General features: G+C 28.4%; 14 protein-coding genes and 1 riboswitch. Of the genes, 7 read left to right on the top strand and 7 right to left on the bottom strand.

Going from position 1 to position 15,459, the window contains the following annotated elements; all coding sequences use genetic code 11:
- Positions 1-36: 36 nt before the first annotated feature.
- From ACZ5RS_RS05565 to thiD, 6 genes are all read left to right on the top strand, one after another.
- On the top strand, positions 37-1,254 hold the full coding sequence (locus tag ACZ5RS_RS05565) for a class I SAM-dependent rRNA methyltransferase (protein WP_464638255.1): 1,218 nt from the start codon (positions 37-39) through the stop codon (positions 1,252-1,254).
- A gap of 62 nt (positions 1,255-1,316) precedes the next feature.
- A riboswitch (TPP riboswitch) is annotated at positions 1,317-1,421 on the top strand.
- A 42-nt stretch (positions 1,422-1,463) separates the two neighbouring features.
- On the top strand, positions 1,464-2,624 hold the full coding sequence (gene cytX, locus ACZ5RS_RS05560; RefSeq protein WP_464638253.1) for a putative hydroxymethylpyrimidine transporter CytX: 1,161 nt from the start codon (positions 1,464-1,466) through the stop codon (positions 2,622-2,624).
- Entirely contained in the window at positions 2,614-3,423 is an 810-nt protein-coding gene (gene thiM, locus ACZ5RS_RS05555) for a hydroxyethylthiazole kinase (RefSeq protein WP_464638251.1), read from the top strand. Before cytX ends, thiM begins: the two co-directional genes overlap by 11 nt.
- Positions 3,410-4,072 (top strand): thiamine phosphate synthase, encoded by a 663-nt coding sequence (gene thiE, locus ACZ5RS_RS05550; RefSeq protein WP_464638249.1) that lies wholly within the window; start codon positions 3,410-3,412, stop codon positions 4,070-4,072. Before thiM ends, thiE begins: the two co-directional genes overlap by 14 nt.
- The gene (locus ACZ5RS_RS05545) at positions 4,050-4,703 is read left to right on the top strand and encodes an HAD hydrolase-like protein (protein WP_464638247.1); all 654 of its coding nucleotides are present in this window, start codon (positions 4,050-4,052) and stop codon (positions 4,701-4,703) included. Before thiE ends, ACZ5RS_RS05545 begins: the two co-directional genes overlap by 23 nt.
- On the top strand, positions 4,672-5,451 hold the full coding sequence (thiD, locus tag ACZ5RS_RS05540) for a bifunctional hydroxymethylpyrimidine kinase/phosphomethylpyrimidine kinase (RefSeq protein WP_464638246.1): 780 nt from the start codon (positions 4,672-4,674) through the stop codon (positions 5,449-5,451). Before ACZ5RS_RS05545 ends, thiD begins: the two co-directional genes overlap by 32 nt.
- A gap of 43 nt (positions 5,452-5,494) precedes the next feature.
- On the opposite strand, the gene ACZ5RS_RS05535 is transcribed toward thiD, so the two are convergent.
- The 3 genes from ACZ5RS_RS05535 to xylB all read right to left on the bottom strand — a co-directional run bounded on the left by ACZ5RS_RS05535 (position 5,495) and on the right by xylB (position 9,439).
- On the bottom strand, positions 5,495-6,523 hold the full coding sequence (locus ACZ5RS_RS05535; RefSeq protein WP_464638244.1) for an aldose 1-epimerase family protein: 1,029 nt from the start codon (positions 6,521-6,523) through the stop codon (positions 5,495-5,497).
- Positions 6,524-6,625: 102 nt separating this feature from the next.
- Positions 6,626-7,951 carry a xylose isomerase gene (gene xylA / locus ACZ5RS_RS05530; RefSeq protein ID WP_464638242.1) on the bottom strand — a complete coding sequence of 442 codons (1,326 nt, stop codon included), beginning with the start codon at positions 7,949-7,951 and terminating at the stop codon, positions 6,626-6,628.
- A 9-nt stretch (positions 7,952-7,960) separates the two neighbouring features.
- Entirely contained in the window at positions 7,961-9,439 is a 1,479-nt protein-coding gene (gene xylB / locus ACZ5RS_RS05525) for a xylulokinase (protein ID WP_464638241.1), read from the bottom strand.
- A gap of 95 nt (positions 9,440-9,534) precedes the next feature.
- On the opposite strand from xylB, the gene ACZ5RS_RS05520 reads away from it, so the two are divergent.
- A complete protein-coding gene (locus ACZ5RS_RS05520; RefSeq protein WP_464638239.1) occupies positions 9,535-10,335 on the top strand; it encodes a helix-turn-helix domain-containing protein in 801 nt (266 codons plus the stop codon).
- 36 nt (positions 10,336-10,371) lie between these two features.
- Here ACZ5RS_RS05520 and ACZ5RS_RS05515 read toward each other — a convergent pair whose 3' ends face one another.
- From ACZ5RS_RS05515 to pyrF, 4 genes are all read right to left on the bottom strand, one after another.
- On the bottom strand, positions 10,372-11,391 hold the full coding sequence (locus ACZ5RS_RS05515; RefSeq protein WP_464638237.1) for a magnesium transporter CorA family protein: 1,020 nt from the start codon (positions 11,389-11,391) through the stop codon (positions 10,372-10,374).
- Positions 11,392-11,811: 420 nt separating this feature from the next.
- Entirely contained in the window at positions 11,812-12,879 is a 1,068-nt protein-coding gene (locus ACZ5RS_RS05510) for an amidohydrolase family protein (protein WP_464638235.1), read from the bottom strand.
- A gap of 2 nt (positions 12,880-12,881) precedes the next feature.
- On the bottom strand, positions 12,882-14,588 hold the full coding sequence (locus ACZ5RS_RS05505) for a dihydroorotate dehydrogenase (protein ID WP_464638233.1): 1,707 nt from the start codon (positions 14,586-14,588) through the stop codon (positions 12,882-12,884).
- 5 nt (positions 14,589-14,593) lie between these two features.
- Positions 14,594-15,457: an orotidine-5'-phosphate decarboxylase gene (pyrF, locus tag ACZ5RS_RS05500; protein WP_464638231.1), complete on the bottom strand. Its 864-nt coding sequence runs from the start codon at positions 15,455-15,457 to the stop codon at positions 14,594-14,596.
- Positions 15,458-15,459: the final 2 nt, after the last annotated feature.

Raw genomic sequence — 15,459 nt, 5'->3', positions numbered from 1 at the left:
TTGACAATTATATAAAAAAACTCTATTCTTTGAAACATGAATACGATCAGTATAAAAAAGGGTAAAGAAAAACAAATTAAAAACCATCACCCTTGGGTTTTTTCAGGTGCAATTTATAAAGTAGATGCAACATCTCCTTGTATTTGTAAAGTTGTAGATTATAATAACAGCTTTATCGGTTATGGATATTATGATAAATTATCTAATACTCCAATTCATCTTTTAAGTTGGAAAATCGATGAAATAATAGATGATATTTGGTGGGAAAATAAAATAATCGAAGCAATCAATAGAAGAGCAGATTTAATTAAAAAAGCAGATACAAATGCTTATAGGCTAATCTTTTCTGAAGCCGATTTTATCCCAGGAATTGTTGCAGACTATTATAATGGATTTATCAGAGTAATTATTAGCTCTAGATCTGCTTATGCCATAAAAGATATTGTTGCAAAAACACTTTTTGAACAGTTAAAACCTAGTCTCATCATTTTAAATACTGATAAAAATTTCTGTGGTCTTGAGAAACTCAAAGAAGAAACTTTTTTCTATAATGAAGATGGATATTTTACTCCTAAGACAAAATTTGAACCAATCCAATTTACTGAAGAAGGCATTGATTATGAAATTATTCCTGGAACAGGTCAGAAAAGTGGATTCTTTTGTGACCAAAGAGATAACAGAGTAAAAATCGAAAAGTATTGTGATAATAAAATTATTTTAGATGGTTGCTCTTATACTGGTGGATTTACCTTACATGCTCTAAAAGCTGGCGCTAAACATGTTGATGCATTAGATTCTTCTAATTTTGCACTAAAATCTTTGTTAAAAAATATACATATTAATATTAACAACAATAAATTTGCAGAAGGCACAAGAGAAAAAGTAGAAACTAAAGTCTGTAATATTTTTGAAGAAATGAGAGAAATTAAAGAAGATTATTATGATTTAATGGTTCTAGATCCTCCAAAACTTGCAAAGAAAAGAAGCCAAGTGGATAATGCTTCAAGAGCTTATAAAGATTTAAATAGAATGGCAATGAAAAAAATTAAGAACAATGGTATTATTGCTTCTTTTTCTTGTTCAAGTGCAATTGATTTAGAAACCTTTAGAACTATTCTATCTTGGGCTGCTATTGATAATAATTATGAAATTCAAATCCTAGAGACACTTAGTGCAGCAAGTGATCATCCAGTTAGAATTTCTTTCCCAGAAAGTAATTACCTTTGTGGATTTATTTTTAGAGTTATTAAATAATATTTAATAGCTCTATAGCAATTTACAGCATTTAAAATTAATGCTAGTATTTTTATATAATTAATTAGAACCAGGGGAGCTTGTAAGCAAGCTGAGAGGAAGTAATCAACTTCGACCCTTAACCTGATCTGGATAATACCAGCGGAGGGAGTTTCATATATGACATCTTTCTAAAATATCAGGATATTGGTTCGAAGGATGTTTTCTTTATGAATTATCTAAACGCAATTTTAATTTGGTTTGGAGCAGCAATTTCAATTGCTGAAATTCTCACAGGTACATTATTCGCTCCTTTAGGATTAAAGACAGGAATAATTGTAATTATCTTAGGGCATATTATTGGATGCCTTCTTATGTATCTAGTTGGAATTATAAGTACAAATACTAAACTTTCTACTATGAAAAGCACTGCTAGGTCTTTTGGCAAAGCAGGAGGAGCCTTTTTTGCCTCACTTAATGGAATCCAATTAATTGGATGGACTGCCGTTATGATATTCTCTGGCTCTCAAGCCGCAAATATCTTGCTACCAAATATTTCAATAAGAATTTGGTCTATTATTATAGCACTATTAATCATTCTTTGGTTGATAGTAAAATTCAAAGAATTAAAAATTTTTCCAATTATAATTATCTCTTTATTATTTATATTATCTATAATAATAAGTAAAACCATTTTTAAAGGACAAAGCTCATCTGCTGACGATTCAACCTTAAGCTTTTTTAGTGCTTTAGAATTAGCTATAGCTATGCCACTTTCTTGGCTACCTTTAATTGGTGATTATACTAATAGTAAAACTAGTAATAAAAAGATTCCTCTTTTAAGCTCAGTAACTTATTTTTTTGCAAGTTCTTGGATGTATATAATAGGTTTAGGCTGTGCTATTTTTGCCAAAGAAAGTAATTTTGCACTAATTCTGCTTAATTCTAATATGGGAATAATTGGAATATTAATAATTGTTTTATCTACAATAACAACTACATTTTTAGATGCCTTTTCATGCGGTGTTAGTTTTTCAGTATTTAATTTTAATGAAAAAAAAGTTTCTATAATTTGTGTTTTGATTGGCCTAATTATTTCATTATTTTGGAATCAAAATTCTTTAGAATCCTTCTTGTATCTTATCAGTTCTGTTTTTGTACCAATGGCAGCAATACAAATTACTGATTATTTCTTATTCAAAAAAGATGTTCAAAAAGAACAAATCAACTACTCCAATATAATAATTTTTATAATTGGCTTTATATTATATAGATTATTTCTCACTTCTGATTTCTTCTTAGGAATTTCAATACCAACAATAATAATTACTTCTTTATTAGTGATTATTTATAACACTCTACTTAAAAAAGGATTAAAAAATGATAATTAATAATATAGATAAAGTAAAACCTCTAGTACATTGTATAACCAATTACGTAACAGTAAATGATGTTGCAAATATCTTATTAGCTGCTAATGCATCCCCTATCATGGCGGACAGTATTAAAGAAGCCGAACAAATAACTAAAATTTCTAACGCTCTTTATTTAAATATTGGTACAGCAAACGAAAGAACTTTTGAAAGCATGCTTATCTCAGCAAAAACTGCAAATAAAAATAATATTCCTATTATATTAGATCCAGTAGGTGTTGGGGCTTCATCTTTTAGAAATGAATGCATCGATAAACTCCTTAAAACAGCTCAAATTGCTGTTATAAGGGGAAATATTAGTGAAATAAAAAGCATAGCTCTAAATCAAAACTCTACTAGAGGTGTTGATGCTCAAGAAACAGATAGTATCTCATTAGAAAACCAAGAAGCAATTATAGATATGGCAAAAAAACTAAGTAAAGAAACAAAAGCAATAATTGCTATAAGCGGTAAAATTGATGTTATTTGTGATAGTGAAAAATGTGCCCTTTTATATAATGGCAATCAAATGATGGCTAATATAACTGGAGCTGGGTGTATGCTAACTAGTTTAATAGCAGCTCATGTTGCATCAAATACAAATTATTTTAGTGCAACCCTTAGTGCTATATCTCAAATGAATATTGCAGGAGAGATTGCATATAAATTAATGCAACCATATCAAGGAAATGCATCATATAGAACTTTATTGATAGATTCCATCAATAAAATAGATACACAAAAAATAAAAGAGAATATAAAATATGAAATTCGATAAAAACCAATTAGAACTATATGCAATTACAGATAGAAGCTGGTTAAAAAAAGACCAAAGTATTTATGATATAGTTGAACAAGCTATAGCTGGTGGAGCAACTATGATCCAAGTTAGGGAAAAGAATTTATCTAAAAGAGATTTCATAAAAGAAGTCTGTAACATTAAGCCTCTATGTTACAGAAATAATATCCCTCTAATTGTAAATGATGATTTATCTATAGCTATAGAAAGTAATGCTGATGGGATTCATTTAGGACAGCAAGATCTTAGAAAATATTTAATTGAATCAAGCATACCAAAGTCAATGATTTTGGGAATATCAGCACAAAACATTGAACAAGCTATTGAAGCAAAAAACATGAGAGCTCATTATTTAGGTGTTGGAGCAATTTTTCCAACTTCTTCAAAAAATGATGCACAAAATTTAAATATTTCAATCCTTAAAGAAATAACAAGAAATGTTGATATTCCTGTTGTAGCTATTGGAGGAATAAATGAAAATAATATTCCTCTCCTATCTAATACAAACATCAATGGAGTATCTATAATAAGTGCTATTTTTGCTAAAGATGATATAAAAACAGCAGCGGAAAATTTGAAAAAAATAATAAGGAGAACCAGCTTTTATGAAGAAAACCATAATTTTTGATGCAGATGGAACTATTCTTAACTCTTTATGGGTTTGGGATAATTTAGTATTAAATTTCTTATTAAATAAAAAAATAAATGTAGAAAAAAACCTACATGATATGCTTTGGACTATGAGTTTTGATGAAGGAATTTACTACATAAAAGAGAAATATAAACTTAAAGAATCTTTTGATGAAATTAATTCAATTCTGCAAGATAAATTAAAATACAACTATATTAACGAAGTTGAATTATTTAATGGAACAAAAGAATTATTAAAAGAGTTAAAAGAAAAAAACTATTCACTTTTAGTTGCAAGTGCAAGTAGAAAAGAATTACTAAAAGAATGTTTTATAAAAAATGATATAGATTCATATTTTGATTCTATAATCACTGAAAGTGAATATAATACTTCAAAAGCAAACACTCTATTTTTTGAAAAAATTATAAAAAACTATAATCTAGAATACATAAATACTTTAGTAATTGATGATGCAATTCATTCTTTAAAAAGTGCTAAAAAATTAAATTTAAAAACTATTGGAATTTTAAATAATAACGAATCAAAAGATTATGAGAAAATTTGTGATCTTTGTATTAATTCAATTGGAGAGTTAAATGAAGAAAGTATTAACAATTGCTGGAAGTGACTCTAGTGGAGGCGCTGGTATACAAGCAGATATTAAAACTATGTTTGCTCATGGAGTTTATGCTATGAGTGTTATAACTGCAATTACAGCACAAAATACGTTAGGGGTTAATGCAATTCAATCAATAGAGAAAAATATAGTAGCAGCCCAATTAGATGCTATTTTTACCGATATATTTCCTGATGCAATAAAGATTGGAATGGTATCAAATAGTGAAATTATAAAAATTATTAGAGAAAAATTAGATTTCTATAAAGCAAAAAATATTGTATTAGATCCAGTTATGATTGCAACTAGCAATGGAAAACTAATTGATGAATCTGCTATTGAGACATTGAGTGAATATCTTTTCCCTATAGCAACTCTAATAACTCCAAATCTATTTGAAACAAAAATTCTATCTGGATTAATAATAAACTCAAAAGAAGATATGGAAAAGGCAGGTATTATTTTATTTGAAAAATATAAAGTACCTTTTCTAATTAAAGGTGGACATTTAGATACTATGGCCTCAGATTTTCTAATTAGTGAAAATTATCAAGGATGGTTTGAAGCCCCATTAATTAATAATTTAAATACCCACGGGACAGGGTGTACTTTATCATCCTCTATCGCTTCTAACTTAGCAAAGGGACTAACAATCAATGAAGCGGTTAAAAAATCAAAAGAATATTTAACAAAAGCAATAGAATATAATTTAAACATTGGACATGGTAGAGGTCCTCTATATCATAATATACCTTGTTAGATATTAAAATTTAACCATCCAATTTGGATGGTTAATATAAATTTTATTTATTAAAGATTTCATCATACTGTGTATACTCACTTATTGCTTGTACTTCAATATGATATTTAATTTTCTCATCAGGTTCTAAATATTTTAATAAATTCTTAGAAGCTAAATCCTCTAACCCATCAATCAAATTATTAGTTGGTTCTAAACCTAAAACATAATCTCTGGTTTTCATTAATTTCCATTCAACTAAATTATTTAAGGTTTCACAATTAATAGTGATTGCAACTCCTGTATTTAATTTTGGATTAAATACTCCAAAAACTGCTTCACCGTTGCTATTCCTTTTTAATTTATGATAATAGCAAGCTTCTTCATATTCCTCTTGAGGTTCTTCAATAATATTATATAAATCTATAATATCTTTTGCTCTTTTTGTTCTAGGTATAACCTCTTCAGAATTTAAATACATTTTACTATCAGCAGATAATAGAGGATAACCTAAATTCATATGATACAAAATATTATGAATTGCTTTATTAAAACTTTCATTAGTTACAACATCATCTATAACCAATTTATTAGATTTGTAATAGCATTTTATTTTTCTATCTAATTTTAATTTATCTTCAAAAATTACTGCATCATAAACTGTGGCATTTAACTCAACAAATGCTCCATTCTCATCTTTATCAAATTTATAATAATAATGATCTGCTGGAGTATTTGAATAATTACCATGGAGACCATATTCTTTACCTTCAAAAGTACTAGGAGTTCCTACAGATTTTAATCCACAAGTAGTTAAAAATCCAACATTGAAATTTTTTAGAAAACCTAATCCTTTATCATCAAAATATTGAGGTGAAGAATTACCACAAGGAGCCATATAACCAAAATTAATTCCATTATATCTTAAAATTGGAATATCAAATCCTCTATCAACATTAATTTCAAAATATAAACCAGATCCATTGTTAACTTCTAAAATTCTAACATTGTTAGCCTTTCCTTCTTTTAATTCAACTTCTCTTACATTAAAGAGTTGTTTAAGATTTCCAACATATTTTAATTCATTATTCATAAAAAAACTCCTTTCACATATTATACACCATTAATCAAACATAAAAAAAAGAATTGCTATAATTTATAACAATTCTTTTAAAATATAATGTATTAATTTATTTTAGAACAAATATGAATTAAACAAATTCTTTAAGTATTCTTGCTTACCTGAAGTTTTCTTACATACTGCAGTTTCTCCTAGTTTTGCAAGTTGATTAAGATCCAATAATCCTTTTTCGAAATCTTGGCCTTTACCTAAATCAAAGGATGAATATCTTTGTTTTACAAATTCATCAATTTTACCATCTTTGATAATTTTATCTGCTAATTCTAGACCTAAAGCAAAACTATCCATTCCACCAATATGTGCAATAAATAAGTCTTCTAAATCAGTACTATTACGTCTTCTTTTAGCATCAAAGTTTAATCCACCAGAATGAAGTCCACCATTTTTAAGAATAACCATCATTGCTTTTGTTGTTTCATATACATCAGTTGGGAATTCATCAGTATCCCATCCATTTTGATAATCACCTTGGTTAGCATCAACACTTCCTAACATATTATTATCAACGCATACTTGTAAATCATGAGCAAAAGTATGTCCTGCTAAGGTTGCATGGTTTGCTTCAATATTACATTTAAAATCATCTTGTAAACCAAATTCATTTATAAAAGCAATTGCAGATTGTGCATCATAATCATATTGATGTTTAGTAGGTTCCATTGGTTTTGGTTCAATTAAAAAAGTACCATTAAATCCAGCTTTTCTAGCATAATCTCTAACAATATTATAGAATTTACCTAAATGTTCTCTCTCTCTCTTCATATCAGTATTTAAGAGATACATATAACCTTCTCTACCGCCCCAGAATACATAGTTTTCACCACCAAGTTTTACATTAACATCAACACAAGTCTTAATTTGTAATGCAGCTCTAGTTAATATATCAAAATCTGGATTAGTAATTGCACCATTCATATAACGAGGATTAGAAAATACATTAGCAGTATTCCACAATAATTTTATTCCTGTTGCTTTTTGTCTTTCTAATAATAAATCAGCAATCTCATTGTAATTTTTAACATATTCACTTGCATTATTTCCCTCTGGTGCTATATCTGCATCATGGAAACAATAATAAGGAGTACCTAATTTTGTAAAAAATTCAAAAGCAGCATCAGCTTTATTTTTTGCATTTTGCATTTCATCATTATCTGAGAAAGGAAAATCAATTGTAGCTTTACCAAATGGATCTGAACCATCAGCACAAAAACTATGCCAATAAGCTGTTGCAAATCTTAGATGTTCCTTCATTGTTTTTCCATTGATTTTCTTTTCTGGATCATAAAATTTAAATGCTAAAGGATTATCACTGTTTTTACCTTCAAATTTAATTTTACCAATGTTCTTAAAATACTCTTTATTTCCGACAAAATAGTCCATTTTTATCTCCTATCTAAATAATTTACTTAATGAAGAATCATATTTTAAATATTTCTCATAACCTTTTTCATATAAATCATAGTTATCTAAATTAGGTGTAAATATTCTTTCTTCATTAAATTGAGAATGTTCATCTGTAATTTCTTTAACACTCTTTTTCATTAGAGTTGCTAAACTTTGTAATGCACCACCAAATGCAGCAGTTTCACTTATTTTTGGAGTCATAACCTTTAAATTAAACATATCAGATACAATTTGTGCCCATATTTTTGACTTAGCTCCTCCACCAATTAAAATAATTTTACTTGGTTCAAAACCTTGCTCTTTAAAAGCTTCAAGTCCTACTTTCATAGAATAAATAGCACTTTCTAATGAAGCTCTAGCAATATTAGCTCTATTTGTATTTGTCATGTTCATTCCGGCGATAACAGCTTCTGCTTTAGGATAGTTTGGAGTTCTCTCCCCATTAAAATATGGTAAGAAAATAATCCCATTTGCCCCAGGTTTACTAGTACTTGCAATTTCATCTAGTTCTTTAACTCCAAGTTCTAGAAGCTCTCTTATTTGTTCAGTTGCTACAGTACAATTCATTGTACATAGTAATGGCAAATAGCCACCGCTACTTGAAATAAATGCTGCTAAACGATTTTTATTATCAGCAATTAATTTCTCACTGTATCCAAATAAAGTTCCACTAGTTCCAAGACTCATAACTAAGTCTCCATCTGAAGTACAACCAGCACCTATAGCGCCCATCATATTATCTCCACCACCTACAGAAACAATAGCCTTATCATTAATTTGCAACTCTTGTGCAACCTCTTTAGTAACAAGACCAACTACTTCTGAAGGTTTCAAAAGTTTTGGCAACATAGCTTTTAGATCACGTTCATCATCAATAGCCTTTAGAACTTCGTCTGACCAACATCTATTTTTAACATCAAAAAAAGCAGTACCACTAGCATCCCCTTCTTCCATGACATATTCATTTGTTAAATAATAATTTATATAGTCATGAGGTAATAAAATATGAGCTAAGTTTTCATATAGGGATGGATGATTTTCTTTCAAAGATAATACCTTACTAGCTGTATATCCAGCTAATATTTGATTACCTATCAAAGAAAAAACTTTATCTTCACCACCAAGTTTTTCTGTTAATATGTCACAATACATTGCTGTAGAAGTATCACACCAAAGCTTAACATTATATAGAGGTTCACCATTTTTATCTAATGGAACGAATCCATGTTGTTGTCCAGAAACCCCAATTGCTTCAATTTTTTGTTTAATTTCCAGAGGAATTTGGTTAAAACAATCTTTTAAAGCATCAATAAACCAAAAAGCTTTTTGTTCTCTTGTTCCATCATCTTTAGATATCAATTGATGAGAGGAACTAGCTACCTTTAACACTTCTTTTGTTTCAGAATCATAACACAATACTTTTGTGCTTTGAGTCCCGCAATCAATCCCAACTGTAATTGCCATGTAAAACTCCTTAGATATATCTATACGATTATATAATCATGGAAATCTTAATAAAAACATGGACAAAATTTATATTACATATATAATATTAACTTATGGATATTTTAGATTGTGTATTTGTTTTACAACTTCATGAGGAAGAAGATTTAGCTTGGCACCAAAGATTGCATGAACATAAAAAAAATCAATTTGAGGTACATTACTTCTTAGAAGGAGAAGGTTCTTTCTTTACGAACAAAAAAAAATACAGTATTAGAGAAAACCAAGTTTATGTTACTTCAGAACTTACTCAGCATAAAATTACTGCTGATAAAGATTCTTTTATTTCATATTATGCCGTATTAATGGAATTTGATGATGCAGATAGAAAATTAATTGACTACCTAAATCAAAAAGGACCAATTACCCTAAACGAAAATAAAAGATTTTTCTTTGAATGGATTAAAGATAATGGACTTAGCAAAAACACTAATTTAAGGCTATCAAGCTGCCATAAGCTTTTAGGTTTTTTATATAGCATTGATCAAAATTATGAAGAAGAAGAAAGTATAAATGTTGCAGTTGAAAATGCTTTAAAATATATGAGAATGCATTTATTTGATACGATTAGTCTAGAAGAATTAGCAAATTATGTATCACTAAATCCAATATATTTTAACAGATTATTTTGCAAAAAAATGAATTTCCCACCTATAAAATATTTTTCGCTCTTAAAACTTGAAGCTGCCAGATCTCTGCTTGCAACAACTAGCTTAAGTATAAAAGAAATTGCTGCTAAATTAAATTATAATAGCCAGTTTCATTTCTCAAAATGCTTTAAAGATAATACTGGATTTTCCCCTTCAATCTACAGAAAAACACACTATCAAATAATTGGAGAAAAAAATAATAAATAAAAAAAATAGCAATTCATTGAATTGCTATTGATTATATTAAGTTAAAAACTTTCTCTTTTTTATTCTATTTTTTCTTTCTTTTTGTTTCTCTTCAAAAGCATTAGCTTTCTTAATTACATTATTATTTCTCTTATCTGAAATAAACCAAGCACCAACTAATGCTGAGATTACACATAAAAGTAATAACCAAGTCCAAATAAATGGAATATTAGAAAATGGCAACTTAACGTTCATTCCATAGAAACTTACTATAAAAGTAGGGAACATTAATGCAATTGATAAAATAGTTAATCTTTTCATTATAATATTCATATTATTACTAATAACAGAACCAAAAACATTCATAGTACCAGCTAACAAATCTGAATAAATATTAGCCATAGAAATAGCCTGTTTATTATCAGTAATTGTATCTTCTAGAAAATCTATTTCTTCTTCTCCTTTTAATTGGAAATAAGGAGATTTTTGAAGTTTTTCTAAAAGCAATTCATTTGTGGTTAAACTAGTTTTAAAGAAAACCAAACTTTTTTGAATTTGCATAAGTTGAAGTAATTCTCTATTCATTACTACTCCACTTAGCTTTTCTTCAACTTGATTCTTTTGTCTATTTATATATTTTAGCAACCTGATATAAACTAAAGCAGCTCTCTCCATAATTGAAATTACAAAACCTTCTTTAGTTTCAACAGGGTATTGTCTAAAACGTTTTCTAGCAAAATCTTCTAATACTACTGAATCACTTTGACAGATTGTTATTACCATATTTTTATATAAAACGATACCTAAAGGGATTGCATATTGATTAACACCTTCACAATCATCATCTTTTGCAGGAAGTCTAACGATCAAAGCTGTATAATCATCTTCTTTTTCAATACGAGCTTGTTCATCAGGGTCCATAATATCGGCTAGTAATTCACTATCAATTGAGTATTCTTCTTCTAGAACAGCAATATCATCTCTGTTGATGTCTCTTGCATCAACCCAAACATAATCTGTGTTATGTGGAGTATCACCTGGAATACGTGATACTACATTGTTTCTAATTGTAATCATTTTAATTGTCCTCCAAGAAGTTTCCTCTTAGAGTGCATAATGAATAATTAGTTATGCATATAGGAGGAAACTGTGATTAATTTTTTAAAAGGCCTAGGCAAAGGACTGCCACTATCGTCTGACATTTAATTCCTCCTCGAAAAAATAAGATACGATAATAAAAAATATATTATCTAATAAAGACAATATATTATAAAGATTATATTCTTTCAACCTCAAATAAATTAAGAAATTATTACTTTTCATCAATATCTTCTTTTTTATCTTAAGGTTTTAATTTTTTTTAAAAATTCTTTATTTTTTTAGCTTAAAAAAGCTAAAAATAATTAAAAAAAGGAGTCCCAACGAAATAAAATAAATTTGAAAAAAATATTACTAACAATAATACCCAAATTATTTTATTTAGTGAAATTTTATTTCCTACTTTCTTAAAGAGATAAAAGCATCATAGGGATACTCTTTTGCAACACAATCAGAAATTTCTTTAAGCTTTGGAACATTTTTTATATTAAAATTAATTCCTTCCATATCTAAATTAAAAATTCTATAAACATTTTTACCCATTAAATCTTTTAATCTTTCTCTAGATATTTTATTTTCAATTAGTTTTTCAATTAATAATAAAGTTGAGGAAAATCCTGGAATACCACTAGCACCATTTTTTTTATCTTCAATGGTGTGTGGAGCATGATCACTTTCTATAAAATCAATACTACCATCAAGAAGTCCTTCTAATAATGCTAAAGTATCTGTTTTTTCTCTTAATGGAGGATTCATTTTTGCTAAAGATTGATCATTTGCACAAGATTTATCTAATAAAACATGGTGAGGAGTAACCCCGCAACAAATTTTAAAAGGATAGTCTTTTGTTTTAGCGTCTTTAACTATTTCTAAACCTTTTTGAGTACTTAAATGGGCAATATGGATTGTTCCTTCGAAACCTGCTTCATTAGCAAAATTAATCATATCTTTTATACTTTCAATTTCAGCAATCTCTGGTCTAGCAATACTTTGTGTTGAAAAATCTTTTTTGTCAAATTTTGAGTTATCTAATAAGCTTTCTTTCTCACAATGAATTGCTATTACCCCTTTATAGTTTTCTTTTTTTAGGACTTTAAAAACTTTTTTTTGATCCTCTTCTTTAATAATCCCCATACCACCTGTAGAATGACCAGCAAAAAGCTTTAAGCCAATGACTAAAGGAAATAATTCATTATAAGTTCTAACAACTTCTTTTATTTGTTTTTCATCTTTTGTTAACCCAGCGTAAACATGATAAAATAGATCTTTCTTTTTTAATTGCATTATTGCTTGATTTGCATCAGAAATTCTATCTAATATTGTTTCTCTATCAACTAAAGGCGGATTAGTATTTGGCATATCAAATACTTCATTTATTCCGCATTCATATGCAACTTTTAATCCGTGATAAATTGTTTCTTTTTTTGAATCATTCCAATCTCTTAGATGGACATGAGGATCTACCATAACTACCTCTTAATTATTTCTGGTGCGTATTCTTCTAAATATTCATATTTTAGGAATGTTCCATTTTGACAAGTTAATACTTCTCCACAAACACATTCCCCACACATACCAACACCACATCTAGTACTTTTTTCCATTGATAAATATAAATTATCTTTATCAAAGCCTCGACTAAGTAATTTTTTTGCTGCAGTAGCCATAAATATTTCTGGACCAACTAAATAAGCATTTGTATCAACTGGGATATCAATATCATCTAATTCATTTAGAACTCTTGCAACTACACCATTATCACTAACACATTTGAAATTGCCATAAGGAGTTAGAGCATATTCTAAAAGAGCATCTTTACTGCTTTCTTCAGTAGTTCCAATTAAAATATTTATATTTGTTTTTTCTTCTTTTAATTTTCTACATAAAGCAGGTAATACTGCAACTCCAGTACCTCCAGCGATTAATAAAGCATTTTCACTTTTTCGATTTTCTAATTCTTTACCATAGATGCCTCTAACATAGACACTATCTCCAATATTTAAATCCCATAAGGCTTTTGTAAACTCACCTCTTCTTTTTATTACAAAAGTGACTGGTTCATCATTAGCCAAAGTGAAAGGTTTTTCGCCTATTGTAGGTAACCATAAAAATGCAAATTCTCCAGCTTTACAGCTTAAATTTTTATCTAATTCTAGAATAATAGTATCTTTACCATAAAAATCAATTTTATTGATTTTCATTTCCTTATATTCCATTTGTCTATTTTTAGCTAAATAGACATCAGATTTTAATTCATTAGTGATATATTCATTTTTTACTGCATTTAGATAGTCGTTCCAAAATGGTTGTTTTACTCTACCGAAAGCAGAACCAATACCAATTGCATCACAACCAGCATTTACCATTTCACGAGCTTTAAGCCCATTATCTACACCACCCATGCCTAATAAAATTACATCATCACCAATACTAGCTCTAATTTCTTTAATACTTTCTAAGGCTCTATCATATACCCAATTACCACTTTTACCGCCCTTTCCACCAAGCTTGTTTTGTAGGATAGGTGTTTTAGCTACAGGATCAATATGTACAATTGGACCAACAGTGTTAATTGCTACAATTCCATCAGCCCCATTTTTAACACATTCTAAAGCAATATCACCAATGTTATCTACATTAGGGGTTAATTTGATAAATAGTAGACTTTTAAAATTATCTACTCCTGCTTTGATTTCTTTAACATAGGTACTTGCTATATTAATATCACAACCAATTGATGCACCAAAACCTTTTGAAGCATGAGGACAAGAGAAGTTTAATTCAATTGAATCAGCAATTCCGTTGAAAGCTTTACATAATGTAATAAAATCTTCAATTGTATTTGCTGATACACTGACATTTAAAAATGCACTTATATTTGAAGCTCTTAAAGCCTTAACATCTTCAATTGCAATATCCAATCCAGGATTTCTAAGACCTACTGAATTTCCAAAATTACCTGTCTCTGTTTCACATAAAATTGGTTCTCTATTACCTAAATTAGGTGTTACTTGATAACTTTTTGTAGTAATTATATCTATTGCTTTAACATTCTTATCAACATAACTAATAATATTCTTATTTGTTGTAATTACTCCACTTACTGTAGATAAATACAAAGGAATATCTTCTTTACAATGATTTCTATATAGGGTTTCAAATAATGTTTTTTTCATAATCTTTAAATTGTTGTCTCTTCTAATAAATCTTTAATTTGTTTCATGCATAATTCTAACCAGTCTTCAGGAGCTACACCTTTTTTCCAAGGATGAGTTAATCCACTTGAGCTGTTTATTCTAGCAAGATATAGAGGATAATTAGCCTCTTTTAAACTATTAATTACTTCTGTTGCACTTCCACCTTGAGAGCCAACACCTGGAATTAACATTGGAATTTGTTTATCACTATAATACTTTGCAATATCTGATAACTCTTTCATAGAAGTTGCTCCAACTACAGCACCAATTCCAATTTCTTTTTTACTCCATTCAACAATCTTTTCACTGACCTTTAAATAAAGAGAAGTCTCATTATCACAAATTAAATTCTGTAAATCTTTTCCACCAGGATTACTAGTTCTATTTAATACATATAGGCCTTTATCTTGAACTTGGAAAGGAGAAACGGAATCTGTTCCCATATAAGGAGAAACTGTTGTTGCATCACAATTCCAACAATCAAAAGCTTCAATTGCATAATTTAAACTACTTCTAGCAATATCTCCTCTTTTTGAATCTAAGATTACAGGAATTGTAGGGAAAAAATTGTCTAATAAATCTAAAATATCATTAAGAGCTAAGGAACCATCAAAATTTTCATCTCTTGGTCTATCTAAGGCTTGGTAATAACCAATATTTGGTTTAAATGCTGAAGGAATTAAGCCTGATAAATTCATTCTTCTAAATAAAGTGTAAAAGTATTCATTTAATCTTTCTCTTATATTTGCATCAGATTCAGGTAATACTTCTAATTTAGGATCTAATCCCATACAAGCAATATTTTTTACTTCATTTGCACTTGCTTCAAGTTTTTGAATATAATTCATAT

Source organism: Pleomorphochaeta caudata, from assembly GCF_055395745.1.
This window is presented reverse-complemented; position numbering and strand designations above follow the sequence as displayed.